At 66.9% G+C, this 16136-nt stretch carries 16 protein-coding genes; 13 read left to right on the top strand and 3 right to left on the bottom strand.

Annotated features, from left to right (window positions below):
• The first annotated feature begins 26 nt into the window (after positions 1 to 26).
• From GM656_RS00335 to GM656_RS00325, 3 genes are all read left to right on the top strand, one after another.
• A complete protein-coding gene (locus tag GM656_RS00335) occupies positions 27 to 1373 on the top strand; it encodes a ribonuclease J (RefSeq protein WP_162411659.1) in 1347 nt (448 codons plus the stop codon).
• Positions 1374 to 1379: 6 nt separating this feature from the next.
• Positions 1380 to 2420 carry a geranylfarnesyl diphosphate synthase gene (gene idsA3 / locus GM656_RS00330; protein ID WP_162411658.1) on the top strand — a complete coding sequence of 347 codons (1041 nt, stop codon included), beginning with the start codon at positions 1380 to 1382 and terminating at the stop codon, positions 2418 to 2420.
• A 72-nt stretch (positions 2421 to 2492) separates the two neighbouring features.
• The gene (locus GM656_RS00325; RefSeq protein ID WP_162411657.1) at positions 2493 to 3428 is read left to right on the top strand and encodes an ArsA family ATPase; all 936 of its coding nucleotides are present in this window, start codon (positions 2493 to 2495) and stop codon (positions 3426 to 3428) included.
• A gap of 80 nt (positions 3429 to 3508) precedes the next feature.
• Here GM656_RS00325 and GM656_RS00320 read toward each other — a convergent pair whose 3' ends face one another.
• Entirely contained in the window at positions 3509 to 3799 is a 291-nt protein-coding gene (locus GM656_RS00320; RefSeq protein WP_162411656.1) for a hypothetical protein, read from the bottom strand.
• Between the two features lie 112 nt (positions 3800 to 3911).
• Between GM656_RS00320 and GM656_RS00315 the strand changes: the two genes are divergently transcribed.
• The 10 genes from GM656_RS00315 to GM656_RS00275 all read left to right on the top strand — a co-directional run bounded on the left by GM656_RS00315 (position 3912) and on the right by GM656_RS00275 (position 13382).
• Positions 3912 to 4304: a hypothetical protein gene (locus GM656_RS00315; RefSeq protein ID WP_162411655.1), complete on the top strand. Its 393-nt coding sequence runs from the start codon at positions 3912 to 3914 to the stop codon at positions 4302 to 4304.
• Between the two features lie 93 nt (positions 4305 to 4397).
• Positions 4398 to 4574: a hypothetical protein gene (locus GM656_RS18950; RefSeq protein WP_174242908.1), complete on the top strand. Its 177-nt coding sequence runs from the start codon at positions 4398 to 4400 to the stop codon at positions 4572 to 4574.
• A gap of 230 nt (positions 4575 to 4804) precedes the next feature.
• Complete coding sequence (locus tag GM656_RS00310; RefSeq protein WP_162411654.1) at positions 4805 to 6544, top strand: glutamate--tRNA ligase; 1740 nt, start codon at positions 4805 to 4807, stop codon at positions 6542 to 6544.
• A gap of 37 nt (positions 6545 to 6581) precedes the next feature.
• Positions 6582 to 7544 carry an alpha/beta hydrolase gene (locus tag GM656_RS00305; RefSeq protein WP_174242907.1) on the top strand — a complete coding sequence of 321 codons (963 nt, stop codon included), beginning with the start codon at positions 6582 to 6584 and terminating at the stop codon, positions 7542 to 7544.
• Positions 7545 to 7593: 49 nt separating this feature from the next.
• A complete protein-coding gene (locus GM656_RS00300; protein ID WP_162411652.1) occupies positions 7594 to 7923 on the top strand; it encodes a 4Fe-4S dicluster domain-containing protein in 330 nt (109 codons plus the stop codon).
• Between the two features lie 128 nt (positions 7924 to 8051).
• A complete protein-coding gene (locus GM656_RS00295; RefSeq protein WP_162411651.1) occupies positions 8052 to 8906 on the top strand; it encodes an electron transfer flavoprotein subunit beta/FixA family protein in 855 nt (284 codons plus the stop codon).
• A 2-nt stretch (positions 8907 to 8908) separates the two neighbouring features.
• Positions 8909 to 10564 carry an electron transfer flavoprotein subunit alpha/FixB family protein gene (locus tag GM656_RS00290; RefSeq protein WP_162411650.1) on the top strand — a complete coding sequence of 552 codons (1656 nt, stop codon included), beginning with the start codon at positions 8909 to 8911 and terminating at the stop codon, positions 10562 to 10564.
• Positions 10557 to 12218, top strand: a complete 1662-nt coding sequence (locus tag GM656_RS00285; RefSeq protein WP_162411649.1) for an FAD-dependent monooxygenase — start codon at positions 10557 to 10559, stop codon at positions 12216 to 12218. The genes GM656_RS00290 and GM656_RS00285 overlap by 8 nt, the downstream gene beginning before the upstream one ends.
• 5 nt (positions 12219 to 12223) lie before the next feature.
• Positions 12224 to 12583 (top strand): hypothetical protein, encoded by a 360-nt coding sequence (locus tag GM656_RS00280; protein WP_162411648.1) that lies wholly within the window; start codon positions 12224 to 12226, stop codon positions 12581 to 12583.
• Positions 12584 to 12650: 67 nt separating this feature from the next.
• Complete coding sequence (locus GM656_RS00275) at positions 12651 to 13382, top strand: GNAT family N-acetyltransferase (RefSeq protein WP_162411647.1); 732 nt, start codon at positions 12651 to 12653, stop codon at positions 13380 to 13382.
• On the opposite strand, the gene GM656_RS00270 is transcribed toward GM656_RS00275, so the two are convergent.
• Both GM656_RS00270 and GM656_RS00265 read right to left on the bottom strand, forming a co-directional pair.
• The gene (locus tag GM656_RS00270) at positions 13379 to 14353 is read right to left on the bottom strand and encodes an LLM class flavin-dependent oxidoreductase (protein ID WP_162411646.1); all 975 of its coding nucleotides are present in this window, start codon (positions 14351 to 14353) and stop codon (positions 13379 to 13381) included. The genes GM656_RS00275 and GM656_RS00270 overlap by 4 nt on opposite strands.
• A gap of 79 nt (positions 14354 to 14432) precedes the next feature.
• The gene (locus GM656_RS00265; RefSeq protein WP_162411645.1) at positions 14433 to 16034 is read right to left on the bottom strand and encodes a class I adenylate-forming enzyme family protein; all 1602 of its coding nucleotides are present in this window, start codon (positions 16032 to 16034) and stop codon (positions 14433 to 14435) included.
• Positions 16035 to 16136: the final 102 nt, after the last annotated feature.

Raw genomic sequence — 16136 nt, 5'->3', positions numbered from 1 at the left:
TCGGCTCTCCACTCGGAGCTACAACCATGGAAGTCGAAATTGCGACAATTGGCGGTTACGAGGCTGTAGGCCGACAGATGACGGCCGTCCGTGCGGGGGACGACGTCGTCATCTTCGACATGGGCCTGAACCTCTCGAAGGTACTGATTCACGACAACGTCGAGACCGAGCGCATGCACTCGCTCGACCTCATCGACATGGGCGCGATCCCGGACGACCGCGTCATGTCCGACCTCGAGGGCGACGTGAAGGCCATCGTGCCGACGCACGGTCACCTCGACCACATCGGAGCGATCTCGAAGCTCGCACACCGCTACGACGCGCCCATCGTCGCGACGCCCTTCACCATCGAACTCGTCAAACAGCAGATCAAGGGCGAGGAGAAGTTCGGCGTCCAGAACGACCTCGTGAAGATGGAGGCGGGCGAGACGATGTCCATCGGCGAGCGCAACGAACTGGAGTTCGTCAACGTCACCCACTCCATCATCGACGCCATCAACCCCGTCCTCCACACGCCGGAGGGCGCGGTCGTCTACGGCCTCGACAAGCGGATGGACCACACGCCGGTCATCGGCGACCCCATCGACATGGAGCGGTTCCGCGAGATCGGCCGCGAGGGCAACGGCGTCCTCTGTTACATCGAGGACTGTACGAACGCCGGCCGGAAGGGCCGAACCCCCTCCGAGTCCGTCGCTCGCCGCCACCTCAAGGACGTGATGGACAGCGTCGCCGACTACGACGGCGGCATCGTCGCGACGACGTTCTCCTCACACATCGCTCGCGTGAAGAGCCTCGTTGAGTTCGCCGACGACATCGGCCGACAGCCGGTCCTGCTCGGCCGTTCGATGGAGAAGTACTCCGGCACCGCGGAGCGACTGGACTTCGTCGACTTCCCGGAGGACCTGGGCATGTACGGCCACCGCAAGTCCGTCGACCGGACGTTCAAGCGCATTATGAACGAGGGCAAGGAGAACTTCTTCCCCATCGTCACCGGCCACCAGGGCGAGCCGCGAGCGATGCTCACACGCATGGGCCGCGGCGAGACGCCCTACGAGCTGGACGACGGCGACAAGGTCATCTTCTCCGCCCGGGTCATCCCGGAGCCGACCAACGAGGGCCAGCGCTACCAGTCCGAGAAGCTGCTCGGGATGCAGGGCGCGCGCATCTACGACGACATCCACGTCTCCGGCCACCTGCGACAGGAGGGGCACTACGAGATGCTCGACGCGCTCCAGCCCCGGAACGTCATCCCGGCCCACCAGAGCCTCGAAGGGTTCGCACCGTACGTCGATCTCGCCGAAGACATGGGCTACAAGGCCGGACGGGACCTCCACATCACCCGCAACGGCAACATGATCCAGCTCACAGAGTAGACTCACATGTCCGAACGCCACCAGCAGGTCGAAGATGCGATCGTCGCCCGACGAGACCAGGTCAACGACGCCCTCCCCGAGAACCTCCCGGTCACGAAGCCGGACCACCTCTACGAGGCGTCGCGGTACCTGCTGGACGCCGGGGGCAAACGGCTCCGGCCGACGGTCCTCTTGCTGGTCGCCGAGTCGCTGCTCGACGTCGACCCGCTGACGGCGGACTACCGTGAGTTCCCGACGCTCGACGGCGGCCGAGCCGACGTCATGTCGGCGGCGCTCGCCATCGAGGTCATCCAGACGTTCACGCTCATCCACGACGACATCATGGACGACGACGCCCTCCGGCGTGGCGTCCCGGCCGTCCACAAGGAGTACGACCTCTCGACGGCGATCCTCGCCGGCGACACGCTGTACTCGAAGGCCTTCGAGTTCCTGCTCTCGACCGGCGCGGATCACCAGCGGTCCGTCGAAGCGACCGAGCGTCTCGCCACGACCTGTACGCGCATCTGCGAGGGCCAGTCCCTCGACATCGAGTTCGAACAACGCGACGTGGTCACGCCCGAGGAGTACCTGGAGATGGTCGAACTCAAGACCGCCGTGCTGTACGGCGCGGCCGCGTCCATCCCGGCGACCCTGCTCGGCGCGGACGAGGAGACCGTCGACGCGCTGTACAACTACGGCCTGGACGTGGGCCGGGCGTTCCAGATCCAGGACGACTTGCTCGACCTGACGACGCCGTCGGAGAAGCTGGGCAAGCAGCGCGGCTCCGACCTCGTTGAGAACAAGCAGACGCTCGTGACGCTGCACGCCCGCCAGCAGGGCGTCGACGTGGGCGAGCTGGTCGATACGGACTCCGTCGACGCGGTCTCCGAGGCCGAGATCGACGCGGCCGTCGAGCGCCTGCGCGACGTGGGCTCCATCGAGTACGCCCGCGAGACGGGCCAGGACCTCATCGCCAGCGGCAAGGAGAACCTCGAAGTCCTCCCGGACAACGAGGCGCGCTACCTGCTCGAAGGCATCGCGAACTACCTCGTCGAGCGCGAGTACTGAGGCCCCGGCGGTCCCTTTTCCGCGGTTCTCGGCCGGTCAGCAGTTAAGACGCGTCGCTCCCTAGCGACGCCCGTGACTCGATTCGTCCTCTACGGCGGCAAGGGCGGCGTCGGCAAGACGACGGTCGCGGCGGCGTCGGGCCTGCGACTGGCCGAGGCGGACCGGGAGACGCTGGTCGTCTCGACGGACCCGGCACACTCGCTGGGCGATGCCGTCGAGACGACCGTCGGCGGCGAACCCACCGAAATCCGCGACCACTTGTGGGGCGTCGAAGTCGACCCTCAGGCGGGTATCGACCGCTACCGTTCGCTGTTCGAGGGGCTGGCGGCGGAGTTCTCCGACGCCGGCATCAGGCTGGACGAAGACGAGGTCGCGGAACTGTTCACGTCTGGCGTGATGCCCGGCAGCGACGAACTGGCGGCCATCGAGGGTCTCGCGACCTACGTCGAGAGCGACCGCTGGGACCGAGTGGTGTTCGACACCGCGCCGACCGGCCACACGCTGCGCCTGCTCGACCTCCCGTCAGTGCTCGACCGCGGCGTGGCGACGGCGATGGACCTGCGCGACCAGGTCCGCCGGAAAGTGAACACGGCGCGGACCATGATGTTCGGCCCGATGGCCGGCCGGCGAGACGACGGCCCCGACGACTTCACCGCGATGCGCGAGCGGATGGAGCGCGTCGGAAGGGTGCTTCGGGACCCGGAACAGACCGAGTTCCGCGTCGTCACCATTCCGGAGACGATGGCCGTCCGCGAGTCAGAGCGGCTGGTCGGAAAGCTCCGCGAGTTCGAGGTCCCGGTGACGACGCTCGTCGTGAACAAGGTCATCGAGGACGCCGGGGACTGCGAGCGCTGTCACGCGAAGCAGGCCGATCAGGAGGAAGCCATCGCGACGCTCCGGGACGCGCTCCCCGACCTCGACGTGTGGACGATTCCCGACCAGTCCGGCGAGGTGACCGGCCTCGACGCGCTGGAACGGGTCGCGGACTCGCTGGGTGCTGTGGAGTGACCGCTCCTCGAGCGCGGGTGAATTGGCCTGCGGGGAATGCACAGCCCGTGTCCGTATTTGTCCAGTCCGGTTGCTATTACTCAGCCCAATATCGGTTCTGGAACCAGGGTGAGGAGAACGATCAAGGCGACGAGAAAACCGAGGCCGAGTAGTCGCAGGACTCCCGCTGCGTGTTGTCGAGTCGGTGGGAGGGATTCGGCGAACCCAGAGAACGCAAACGCGATACCCAAAAAGAGCATGACGTGCGGCCCGTCGAGTGCGATACCGAAATACACCCACCCGAGGATGCAAATGAACGAGAAGAGCAAGAAGAGGAGACCCTTCCGCCGTCCACCTGGCTCGCGAAACAACACCTGTTGAATTGCTTCCATACGAACTGACAGAAGCTTGACTCAATAAAGCGTTCGGCTGTATAGACAGCGTGCGCGGCTCAGCGAGGAGTAAACGAAGAAAGCTTATCGTGCGTTCTTTCTCATTGGGACTATGCCCTCCAGACGAGCCGTCATCGGTACGCTCGGCGTCGCAACGACCGGCCTCTTCGGCGGCTGTTCGTGGCTCCAGTCCCGCAACGGAAGCGTCGACGTGACCGTTTTCAATCAAACAGACGCCGCATACACTGTCGAGATTGGCTTCTTCGACGACGGTGCTTCAGCCACAGCGGCGAGAGCGTATCGTTCGTCCCTCGATGTCGAACCCGATGGAGAGGTGACGCGTGAGGCAGTCGTTGCGACCGGACGGTATCTGGTTCGCTATCACGCTTACGAGGACCACTCCAGGCTGACCGACGAGGACCACGTTCACTTCATTCCATCAGGAGACGGGACAGAGCGTCTCACCTTCGACATCCGAGAAACAGGCGAGCTGACTCGGCGGTAACCGGGAAAGAACTCGTGCGACGGACTCCACCGGAGGAGCCGTTCGTATACGGCACTGGAAAAGAATTAATTCGGGTTCGGTAGAAGTGCCCCCATGGACAGTCGACGTACCCTCTACGTCGCTGCGTTCGTTGGTGCGTCGCTATCGTACATATTCAACGTTCTCGCGTTCACTGGTACCTTCGACGGAATCCGTTGGCTCGTGTTCGTTGTCGTCTTTCTCGGGTTCACCTATGGGTTCGAGAAGTTCATCGAGTGGCAAACTGGATAGCGGGGCAGCAAGTTGGCCGAGTATCATTCTGTGACTATACTCTCTGTAGCCCGCACGTCGATGGTGACAAGATGCGGCTAGTTTAACATCTGAGTGGCCCGTGATTCGGTCGAACTGAACGAGCCGAGTCATCGCAGCCCGCGGAGTACGTGAACCGCGTTCTGACACCCAACCCCAATAGCTCGCCGAACCCGACGGCGTTTTGACCCTCCCAGCCGCAGGTCCCGGTAATGGACGACGAGCTGCGAGACCGCGTCAGGGAGGCGGCGGAGACGAACGCCCTCCTCAACGCAGTCAAACACGACAGCGAGGCACAGGTCGGCGCGATCATGGGGCCGCTCATGGGCGCGAACCCCGAGTTCCGCGAGCACGGCGACGAGATCCCGGGCGTCATCGCACCGGTCGTCGAGCGGGTCAACGGCATGAGTGGTTCGGAACGGCGGGAGCGACTGGCCGAACTCGCCCCCGAGAAGCTCGAGGAACTGGAGGCCGAGGACGAGGGCGAGGACCACCCGCTGCCGGACCTGCCCGACGCCGACGACTACGACACCGTCCGGATGCGCGTCGCGCCCAACCCCAACGGTCCGTGGCACATCGGACACGCGCGGATGGCGGCCGTCGTCGGCACGTACAAGGAGCGCTACGACGGGGAGTTCCTCTGTCGGTTCGACGACACCGACCCCGAGACGAAGCGCCCCGACCTCGACGCCTACGACGCCATCCTCGACGCCATCGATTACCTCGGCTTCGAGCCCGACGACGTGGTGAAAGCCAGCGACCGCGTCGAGACGTACTACGAGTACGCCCGCGACCTCATCGAGAAGGGCGGGGCCTACACCTGCTCGTGTCCGCAGGGCGAGTTCTCCGACCTGAAGAACGGCGGGGAGGCCTGTCCCCACCGCGAGAAGGACGCCGAGACCACCCGCGAGGAGTTCGAGGCCATGGTCGACGGCGAGTACGAGAGCGGCGAGATGGTCCTGCGGGTCCGGACCGACATCACGCACAAGAACCCGGCGCTCCGGGACTTCGTGGCGTTCCGCATCGTCGACACGCCACACCCGCGCGAGGCGGCGGCCGAGTACCGCTGCTGGCCCATGCTCGACTTCCAGAGCGGGCTTGACGACCACCTGCTCGGCGTGACCCACATCATCCGCGGCATCGACCTGCAGGACTCCGCGAAGCGCCAGCAGTTCGTCTACGACTACTTCGACTGGGAGTACCCCGAGGTCATCCACTGGGGCCACGTCCAGGTCGACGCGTACGACGTGCCGCTGTCCACGTCGAGCATCGCGGAACTCATCGAAAACGGCGACCTCGCGGGCTGGGACGACCCGCGCGCGCCGACCGTCGCGAGCCTCGAACGGCGCGGCATCCGCGGCGAGGCCGTCGTCGACGCGATGATTCAACTGGGCACGTCGACCTCGAACGTCGACCTCGCGATGTCCTCGATCTACGCGAACAACCGCGAACTGGTCGACGACGCTTCGGATCGCGCCTTCTTCGTCCGCGACGACGACGCCCACGGCGGCCTCGTCGAGCGACAGATCGTCGGCGGTCCCGACGCCGGCGAACCGCCGCTGCACCCCGATCACGAGGAGCGCGGCCGCCGCGAGATTCCGGTCGCCGGCGGCGTGGCCGTGGAGGGCGACGACCTGCCGCCCCACGGCGAGCGCGTCTGGCTCAAGGGCTACGGCTGCGTGCGCCACACGCGGGACGCCTTCGAGTACGCCGGCGACGACATCGACGCCGTGCGCGAGGAGGGCGTCGACGTGATCCACTGGGCCCCGGCCGACGGCCCCGCGCTCCGCCTGCGGACGATGGACGGCGACGTGACGGGCGTCGCAGAGCCCGGCCTGCTGGACTACGATGCCGACGCGGTCGTCCAGTTCGAGCGCATCGGCTTCGCCCGCCTGGACGACGTGGCCGCGGACGCCGAGACGGAGTCCGTCGCGTACTTCAGCCACCCCTGAGCGGCCGCGCGTTCGGGCGGTTCGGCCCGACGGTCTTATGGTTCGGACGCTCCGACCGACCACTGTGACAGACAGCGCTCCGTCGACGGTGACCGTACAGCGCGACCTCCCCTTTCGCGAGGCGGACGGCGAGACGCTGGCGCTCGACCTGTACGACGACCCGGCGGCGACCGGTCCGAAGCCCGTCGCCGTCCTCGTTCGCGGCGGCGCGTTCTGCTGGGGCGACAAGGGCGAGTTCGCCCGCCACGCCATCGACCTCGCCGCCGAGGGCTTTCTCGTCGTCGAGCCGCAGTACCGCCTCGCGCCGGAATCGACCTTCCCCGCGGCGCTGGTGGACGTGAAGGCCGCCATCGAGTGGGTCCGTGCGGAGGGCGACGAGTACGGCGCGGACACCGACCGGATAGTCGCAGTCGGCCACTCGGCCGGCGCGAACCTCGCCGCGCTGGCCGCACTGACGGCGGACGAACCGGGCTTCGAACCGGAGGCGTACCCGGGTCGCTCGTCGGCGCTCTCGGCCGTCGTCGGCTACGCCGGCGTGTACGACTTCCGCTCGCTCGACGCGGCGACGGGCGAGGGCGAACGGTTCCACCGGCAATATCTCGGCGGCGGTCCGGACGAGGAACCGGCCGCCTACGACCTCGCGTCCCCGGTCGCACAGGTCGGCCCGGACGTCCCGCCGACGCTGTTGCTCCACGGCGACGCGGACGAGACGGTCCCGCCGTCCCAGTCCGAACTGTTCGCCGACGCGCTGTCGCCCGTGGCCGACGTGACCCACGAGACGATGTCGGCAGCCCACGGCTTCCCGTTTCACGGCACGCACTACGACGACGTGTTCGAGCGGACCGTCGCGTTCCTGCGTCGCGTCGGCCTCGCCGCGGCGGGTGCGGCGAGCGGGCCCGGCGGGGAGCCGGGCGAATCCGGCGGTCCGTCCGATATCGGTGTCGATCACCCGACGGGGGCGCACGGGCCGGACGACCCCCGCGACGGCCCGGGGTACTGACGCGGAGGTCGAACAGTTAAGTAGCTCGCAGCAGTGTGGTTAGATACCAATGGCCATAGACCCTGAGTTCGAGAGCAACCGCGAGGTAGTCGAGCAGCACGAGGGCCACAACGTCTGGGGTCCGGTCGAGGAGCCGGAGGAACTCGGCATCCACGGCACACACGTCGCCGTCGACTTCGACATCTGTCTCGCAGACGGCGCGTGCCTGGAGGACTGCCCGGTCGACGTGTTCGAGTGGGTCGACACGCCGGGTCACCCAGAAAGCGAGATCAAGGCCGACCCGGCCCACGAGGACCAGTGCATCGACTGCATGCTCTGTGTCGACGTCTGTCCCGTCGACGCCATCGACGTCGACCCCGGACGCGCCGGCCGCATCTGACCGCGCCGACCGCTCGAGTTCTTCTCACACCGACGTTCCAGTAGCGGCTAGTACTGTCAACCGGAATTGTAAACATAAATTTATTACCGACTCCTGTGTGAGATACGGTCACGAGGGTCGTGACAAAAATGCGCACAGTAGTGTTGACGAAGGGCGTTCCGGACTTCCGGGAGGGACAGGTATCGTTCGACGAGGAGGGCCACCTCGAACGCGGGAAGACACCGACGGTGATGAACCCGAACGACAAACACGCGCTCCGCGCCGCGTTCCAGACGAAAGTCCGCAACGGCGGGCAGGTGTCGCTGATGAGCATGGGGCCACCGGGCTACGAGGAGGTCTTACAGGAGGGGATGCGGGACGTGTACGCCGACGACCTCTATCTCCTCTCCGATCGGGAAATGGGCGCGGCCGACACGTGGGCGACCGCGATGACGGTCGCGAGCGGGCTCCAGAAGCTGGACGAGGAGCCGGATCTGGTGTTCGCGGGCTTCAAGACCGCCGACGGCGAGACCGGCCACACCGGCCCACAGACCTGCTGGTGTCTCGACTGGCCGATCATCACGCACGTCCTCTCGCTCGACATCGACGAGGACGAGCGGACCGTCCGGGCGAAGCGCCTGGTCGACGGCGACATCTCCGAGATCGAGACGGTCGAAGCGCCGATGCCGTGTTTCATCGTCGCCGACCCCGAGTTCGAGCCGACCTACCGGCGGGCCAGCCACCGGCTGAAACACAAGGACCTCCGCGACGAGACGCAGGCGCGCGCCGCGGACTACGAGGACCACCTCACGGTCTGGGACCACACCGACCTCAACCTCGACCCGGACTACATCGGACTTGACGGTTCGCCCACGATCGTCGCGGGCGTCGACCCGATTCCCAAAGCTCCCTCCGAGCGGGAGGCGACGGTGATCGACGCCGGCGCGGACGAGGGGATGGAACAGGTGCTGGACGAACTCGCGCCGTACGCGGCGGGTGACTGACGATGGTCGAGTACGACCCCACGGAGTACGAGATCGCGGAACTCGGACCGAAGATCAAAGATATCGACGACGCCGACGAACTGCGGGAGATGCTGGACCTGGAGGAGGGCGGCGAGGACCGCGTTCCCGTCAAGACGCTCATCGAGGACCGCATCGAGAAGGTCGAGGACGAGGGCGACGGTGAGGTGGACCCGGAGACCGTCGACCTCGCGTCGCTGACCGTCGCCGACGTGGCGAACATGGTCCGGGACATCGACGACGCGGACGTGCTCCGGGACCTCCTGGAGCGCGAGCAGGCGGGCGAGGACCGAAAGACGGCGAAGTCACAGATCGAGAGCCGCATCGAGTCCGTCGAGGGGAGCGACGAGGAGGCGGGCGAGGTCGAGTACGTCCCGCCGGAGGAGAAGTACCCCGAACTCGACCACCCGACAAACGACAAGCAGTGGGTCGAGGGGACCGTCGGCGCGGAGTACCGCGACATGTGGGTCTACTGCGAGACGCAGGCCGGAGCCCTCGTCGACGTCTCGAAGGAGATGCTCGGGAAGGCCCGCGGGCTGATGGACACCTACAACGAGGACTACGGCGAGGACGAACGCGTCGTCGCGGTGCTGATCGGCGCCGATGCCAGCGACCACGTCGACGACGTGATCGCCTACGGGGCCGACCTCGTCATCTACCACGAGGACGACCGCCTGGAACGGTTCCGCCACCAGCCCTACTCCGAGATCTTCTGTGACATGGCGCGAGCGGGCGGCGACCTGGCCGCCGAGGGCCGCGAGGAGGTCGACTGGAAGGACTACCACGAACCGCGTTACACCGTCTTCCCGGCCACGAACAACGGCAGGGACCTCTCGGCGCTCGTCCAGGGCGAACTCGACTCGGGGCTGGCCTCGGACTGCTCGGGGCTGTACATCGAGAACGCGATGATCTCGAACCCCGCGAAGGTCGGAACGGCCGGCGACAAGAAGGAGTTCGAGCGCGTCCTGCACATGAAGCGCCCGGACTTCTCGGGCTTCGAGTACTCGACCATCCTCTGTATCGACAAGCCCAACCGCGACTTCCACCCGCAAGGGGCGTCGGTCATCCCGGGGAGCTTCGAGCTCCCCGACCCCGACTTCGAACGCGAGGCCGAGGTGGTCGACTACGAGATGGAACTAGACGACGGGTGGTTCCAGGTCGAGGTCGAGGAGTTCGACCGGCTCTCGGGCGGCGTCGACCTCACCGGGAACGACGTGGTCGTCGCCGTCGGCCGCGGCATCGGCGACGATCCGACGACGGGAATCGAACTGGCGCTCGATCTCGTGGACGCCTTCGACGAGGCCGACCTGGGGCTCTCGCGGGGCGTCATCACGTCCTCGTACTCCTTCGACGGCCACGTCGAGCAGTACGTCACCGAGGAGCGCCAGATCGGCGAGTCCGGCCAGGAGGTCGAACCGGACGTGTACATCGCGGCGGGTATCTCCGGCGCGATCCAGCACAAGGTCGGCTGCGACGAGTCGGATACGATCATCGCTATCAACACCGACCTGGACGCCGACATCCGCGACTTCTCGGACTACCTCATCGAGGGCGACTTGTTCGAGGTGCTGCCGCGCCTGACGGAGGCGGTCGAAGCGGGCGACCTCGGTGCGGTCGTGGGGGAGGTCAGCGATGACTGACTCCTACGAGGAGTACGAGGCGGTCGTCGTCGGTTGTGGCCCCGGCGGGGCCGCGGCGGCGGCGAACCTCGCGCGGAACGGCGTCGAGACGCTCGTGCTCGAACGCGGCGTCGACGCCGGGTCGAAGAACGTCTCCGGCGGCCTCATCTACGCCGAGGAGTCGGCCCCCTACACCATCGACGGGCTCTTCCCCGACTTCCGCGAGGAGGCGACCGAGCGGCCGGTCACCGAGAACTACATCCACAACGTCGCCGGCGAGAAGGTGAAGACCTTCGACATCGGCGACCTGCACCACCACGACACGGCGTGGGCCGACTCGGTGTTGCGCCGGAAGATGGACTCCTGGCTCGCCCAGCAGGTCCACGAGCGCACCCGGGAGACCGGCGGCGGCCTGCTGACCGAGGTCCACGTCACCGGCCTGCTGCGCGAGCGCGGCGAGATCGTCGGCGTGACGACGGAGGAACTCGACCCGATCAAGGCCGACCTGATCGTGGCCGCCGACGGCGTCAACTCCGAACTGGCCCGTGACGCGGGGCTGATGGACTGGGAGGAGCCCGAGGAGTGGTTCCAGGGCGTCAAGGCCGTCGTCGACGTGGACCCGGCGGCGATCAACGAGCGCTTCGACGTGGACGCGGACGACGGCGCGGCCCACCTGTTCTCGGGCGACCTCTTCGACGGCGTCCGCGGCGGCGGCTTCCTCTACACCAACGAGTCGTCGCTCTCGATCGGGACCGTCTTCCACCTCGACTCGCTCGCCGAGGAGGAGGCCGAGCCCCACGAACTGCTCGACAGCCTGCTCACGCACCCGCTCATGGCCCAGTGGCTCGGCGACGAGTACGACGAGCGCGAGTACAGCGCCAAGCTGGTCCCGGACTCGAAGAAGGCGGCCCACCCCTCGCCACACGAGGACCGCCTCGTCCTGGTCGGCGACGCCGCCGGGCAGATGCAGGCCCAGGGGCCCATCATCAAGGGGATGAACCACGCCGTCACCGCGGGGGCGCTCGCCGCCGAGGCCTTCGCCGACGCCCGCTCGCGCAGCGAGCCACATCGCGCCGGCGAACTGTACGAGAAGAAGCTCCACGACGAGGGCGTGATGGACAAGCTCCGGCCGACTCGCTACGAGGTGTTCGGGCGACTCGGCGAACTCGGTCCGGTCGACGACCTCTCGAACAGCGTCGCTGAGTCGGCGGTCGGTCGCTTCGGCGTCCGCGCCGCGTCGGGCCTGCTCGAACGGGCCTACTCCTCGCCGACGCTGGTGTCGATGATACCGGACACCAAACTGCCATACGTGACGCTGCCGACGGTCATCGCCGAGGAACTCGGCGAGCGCGTCGAGGACGAGAACACCGTCTCGCCGCCGGACCTGGCCGACCGCATCGGTGACCTGACCTACGACGTGGGCGACCCCCACATCGAACTCCTCGACAAGTCCTTCGAGGCGTCGGGGACCGCGGTCACGGCGTGTCCGGTCAGCGCGAAGGACTTCGGCGGCGGCTGTTACCGCGACGAGCGGGTCCAGACGAACGGCACCGAGGAACACCTCGTGAGCCTCGACACCCAGCCCTGCGTGGAGTGCGGGACCTGTGCGGTCGTCGCCGACACCGAGTGGGAACACCCCGCCGGGGGGAAGGGGGTCGAGTTCAAGCAGGGCTGACCGCCGTGAGCCACCAGTACGACGACCGGATCCGGGCGCTCTCACGGCGCGCCGAGTCGGCCCGCGAGTCGCTCGACCCCGATCCACCGGACGACGAGCGCGCGATGGCCCTGCTCCGGGAGGGCTTTGGCCCCACCGTGGCGCTGTACTGCGAGGCCCGCACCGGCGGCACCTGGGTGCGGTTCTCCGAGTCCGAATTCGAGCGCCTGGAGGGAGCGATGAACGACTGGCTGGACTGCTACGCCGCCTGCTACGGCGTCGAGTTAGCCGGCTCCTACGCCATCAGAGAGGCCGCGGAACTGCTCGTCGACACCCACAACGCCCGCGACGTGGCGCAGGTGCTGACCGGGGTTCCGGAGCGGTAGCGACCCTTTACCTGAGGTAAATGATTTTTGATAAAGGACTAAGTGCTGTCTCGTGGTAACGTTCAACATGGAGCTCACAGAGCAGTTGCAGTTCGACCACGAGGACCGCAGGGACATCTACGAGTACGTCGAATCGCACGGCTCGGTCGAGCCGTCGATGGCTCGGTCGGCGCTCCAGATGGAACCGCGGCCGTTCGGCCACCACGTCGCCATTCTCAAGCGCGACGGCGTCCTCACGGAGGTCGACGGAGAGTTACGAATCGCCTACGACGACACCGTCGAGGAGGAGTTCGAGGCCGACGACATCGAGTTCACGATCCGGCAGGCCCGCCAGGAGGACCTCACGGGTCTCGTCGGGGCCATCCGGGCCGCCATCGGTGGCGGCGAGTACGTCAACGCCGAGACCGTGGCCGACGTGGTCGACTCCGAGGGCGTGCTCCTGCGCCACAACGAACTGGAGTCGCGCATCTTCTTCGTCGCCTGCATCGACGACGACGTGGTCGGCTGGGTCCACCTCAAGCACCCGGAGATCGAGAAGCTGAGCCACACGGCCGAACTCACGCTCGGCGTCCTCGAACAGTACCGCGGCCACGGCATCGGCTCGCAACTGCTCGCCCGCGGCACCGAATGGGCGGCCTCGCACGGGTACGAGAAGCTGTACAACTCTATTCCGTCGACAAACGAGGACGCGATCGAGTTCCTCTCGACCCACGGCTGGGACACCGAGGCAGTCCGCGAGGACCACTACAAGTTCGGCGACGAGTACGCCGACGAGGTGATGATGGAGATGGACATCTAGTTCGGGCCCAGCGCGTGAATCGTCTCCCGAGCGAGGTCCCCGTCGACCTGTTGTGGCACAGTTATCAGTAGCCGGTCGATAACCGAGTCCTCGGTCACCGACTGCACCTTCTCCCGGGCCTGTTCCGGCGTCCCCGCGATTCCGAGATCGGCGAGCATCTCGTCGGTCACCAGTTCGGCGGCCTCGCCGCGGTCCCCCGCACCCCACGCCTCCGCGATGCGCTCGGCGCGGTCCGGGTACGCCGACGCGACCGCGCGGCGATACCCCTCGCCGCTTCCCGCGTAGTAGGCGATATGCTTGCGCAGTTCCGCTTCGGCCCGTTCGGGGTCGTCGTGAACGACGGCCGGGACGTACGGCGCGACGGTGATCTCGTCCGGGTTCCGGTCCGCCTCTCGCGCGGTCTCCGCGACGTAGTCGAACGACGATTCGAGTTCGGAGAAGGGGACCATGTGGGGGAGCCAGCCGTCGGCGAGCCTGGCGACGACCCGCCGGTTCGCCGGTCCGAGCGCCGCGTGGTAGACGGGAACGTCGCGGCCCAGCGGCGGGACGCCCTCGACGGACTGCACCTCGCCGTCGTAGGACACCCGATCGTCGGCCGTCAGCAGTCGCTTCACGATGTCGATGGTCTCGTGGGCGCGCCGCACCGGCCGCTCGAACGAAGCCCCGTGCATGCTCTCGACGGAGCGCTTCGTGCTCGTTCCCAGCCCGAGGACCGCGCGCCCGTCCGATACTCTGTCGAGCGTCGCCGCGGTCATCGCGAGCACGGCCGGCGACCGCGAGAAGACGTTCAGGATCGCCGTCCCGATCTCGATCTCGTCCGTGCGAGCCGCGATGTCGGTCAGTTCCACGACGGAGCTGGCTCCCCACAGCTCGTTGAGCCAGACGGAGTCGTAGCCGTGGGTCTCGGCCTCGACGGCGAGGTCGATGGTGCTGAAATCGTCGACGCGCGGGACGACCACTCCGAGGTGCATACTCGCTCCGACCGGCGGGACGATAATAAAGAATCGTGTTGGATTGGCTACGGCGCGCCTCGGCCGGCTCCGACCGCGCTCACTCCTGTCCGATCATCCGCTCCTGTTCCTCCCAGTACTCCTTGCGGAGCTCGTACTTCTGGATCTTTCCGGTCGCCGTCTCGGGGAGTCTCTCGCGGAAGTCGACGCCGGCGGGGAGCTTGTAGCTCGCGACGTGCTCTCTGAGGAAGTCCAGAATCTCCCGTTCGGTCGGCTCGCTCCCGGGCGTCGGGACCACGATGGCCATCGGCGTCTCGCCCCACTCCTCGCTCGGGACGGGGATGACAGCGGCCTTCTGGACGCCGGGGTGGTCGTAGAGCGCGTCCTCCAGTTCGATGGAGGAGATGTTCTCGCCGCCGGAGATGATGATGTCCTTCCGGCGGTCCATGATCTGGACCATTCCGTCGCCGTCCCACGTCGCGAGGTCGCCGGTGTGGAAGTACCCCTCGACCTTGGCGTTGAACGCCTCGTCGGTGATCTCGGGCTTGTTGAGATAGCGGTCCATCACCTGATTGCCGCGGACGACGACCTCGCCGATGGTCGACCCGTCCCGGGGCACGTCCGCGCCGTCGTCGTCGACGACGCGGATTTCGGTGCACAGCGCCGCCGCGCCCTGCATGACCTTGAGGTCGCGCCCGCGCTCGGCGATGCGCCGCGGGGAGTTGCTGGTCGTGATGACCGGGGCCGTCTCGGTCAGGCCGTAGATGTGGATGATGCGCCAGCCGAACTCGTCCTCGACGCGCTCGATCGTCGCGGTCGCGGGGGCGCTGCCGGCCGTCGCGATGCGCACGTCGCGGTCGCCCTGCGTCTCGACCTCGCCGTCGTTCGCGCGGTAGTGCTGGACCAGTTTGTTCAGGACCGTCGGCGCGCCGCACATGAACGACACGTCGTACTCGCGGACCCGGCGGAACGTCTCCGCCGCGTCGAACGTCCGCTGACAGACGTGCGTTCCCCCCGTCCCCGTTATCGCGTAGGTGTGGCCCCAGCCGTTGCAGTGGAACATGGGGAGCGTCCAGAGGTAGGTGTCGTCGTCGCGGATCTCCATGTGCTGGTTCAGTACGAGCGCGTGCCAGCTCTCGGTCCGGTGGGTCCTGACCACGCCCTTCGGGTCGCCCGTCGTCCCCGACGTGTAGTTGATGCTGGCGTCGTCGTCTTCCGAGATGTCTGGCCGGTCCGGTTCGGCCGTCGGCTGCCCGTCCAGCAGTGTCGCGTACTCCTCCCAGTCGCCCTCGATACGGTCAGCCTCGTAGCCGACGAACGTCTCCGCCGGCACGCCGTCTCGTACCGGCTCGACCTTGTCGGCGAAGGCGTGGTCGGCGATTATCGTCGACGCGTCGCAGTCGTTCAGGATGTACTCGATCTTCGCCGGATCGAGCCGGTAGTTCAGCGGGACGAACACGCCGCCGAGCTTGCTCGTGGCGTACAGCGTCTCGATGAAGTAGTGCGTGTTCGGCGCGAGGACGGCGACGCGGCTCCCCTGGGAGACGCCGCGCTCCGCCAGCGCGTGTGCCAGTCGGTTCACTCGCTCGTTCACCTCGGCGTACGTGTACTCGGTTCCGTCGTGGGCGACGATCCCCGTCACGTCGTCGTAGAGGTCCACGGCGCGGTCCAGGAAGTCGAGCGTGCGCATTTCTCGTTTCATGGTAACACCTCACACCAACCATTCATATCGAACGACTATGATATTTTCTTCGAGAACGAGCGGTGAGCCTCGCGCCACGGATCAGATTTACTCGTGGGAACC

Origin of the sequence: Haloarcula salina, from assembly GCF_010119195.1 — an archaeon.
In the GTDB taxonomy this organism is placed as follows: domain Archaea; phylum Halobacteriota; class Halobacteria; order Halobacteriales; family Haloarculaceae; genus Haloarcula; species Haloarcula salina.
The sequence above is the reverse complement of the archived record's forward strand: the minus strand, read 5'-3'. Positions and strand labels throughout refer to the sequence as shown.

Bases quoted from the DNA above. Each gene is read 5' to 3' on its own strand.
- idsA3 (WP_162411658.1), top strand. From the start codon at position 1,380: ATGTCCGAACGCCACCAGCAGGTCGAAGATGCGATCGTCGCCCGACGA.
- GM656_RS00295 (WP_162411651.1), top strand. From the start codon at position 8,052: ATGCGCACAGTAGTGTTGACGAAGGGCGTTCCGGACTTCCGGGAGGGA.
- GM656_RS00285 (WP_162411649.1), top strand. From the start codon at position 10,557: ATGACTGACTCCTACGAGGAGTACGAGGCGGTCGTCGTCGGTTGTGGC.
- GM656_RS00305 (WP_174242907.1), top strand. From the start codon at position 6,582: ATGGTTCGGACGCTCCGACCGACCACTGTGACAGACAGCGCTCCGTCG.
- GM656_RS00290 (WP_162411650.1), top strand. From the start codon at position 8,909: ATGGTCGAGTACGACCCCACGGAGTACGAGATCGCGGAACTCGGACCG.
- GM656_RS00335 (WP_162411659.1), top strand. From the start codon at position 27: ATGGAAGTCGAAATTGCGACAATTGGCGGTTACGAGGCTGTAGGCCGA.
- GM656_RS00300 (WP_162411652.1), top strand. From the start codon at position 7,594: ATGGCCATAGACCCTGAGTTCGAGAGCAACCGCGAGGTAGTCGAGCAG.
- GM656_RS00310 (WP_162411654.1), top strand. From the start codon at position 4,805: ATGGACGACGAGCTGCGAGACCGCGTCAGGGAGGCGGCGGAGACGAAC.
- GM656_RS00315 (WP_162411655.1), top strand. From the start codon at position 3,912: ATGCCCTCCAGACGAGCCGTCATCGGTACGCTCGGCGTCGCAACGACC.
- GM656_RS00265 (WP_162411645.1), bottom strand. From the start codon at position 16,034: ATGAAACGAGAAATGCGCACGCTCGACTTCCTGGACCGCGCCGTGGAC.
- GM656_RS00270 (WP_162411646.1), bottom strand. From the start codon at position 14,353: ATGCACCTCGGAGTGGTCGTCCCGCGCGTCGACGATTTCAGCACCATC.
- GM656_RS00275 (WP_162411647.1), top strand. From the start codon at position 12,651: ATGGAGCTCACAGAGCAGTTGCAGTTCGACCACGAGGACCGCAGGGAC.
- GM656_RS00320 (WP_162411656.1), bottom strand. From the start codon at position 3,799: ATGGAAGCAATTCAACAGGTGTTGTTTCGCGAGCCAGGTGGACGGCGG.
- GM656_RS18950 (WP_174242908.1), top strand. From the start codon at position 4,398: ATGGACAGTCGACGTACCCTCTACGTCGCTGCGTTCGTTGGTGCGTCG.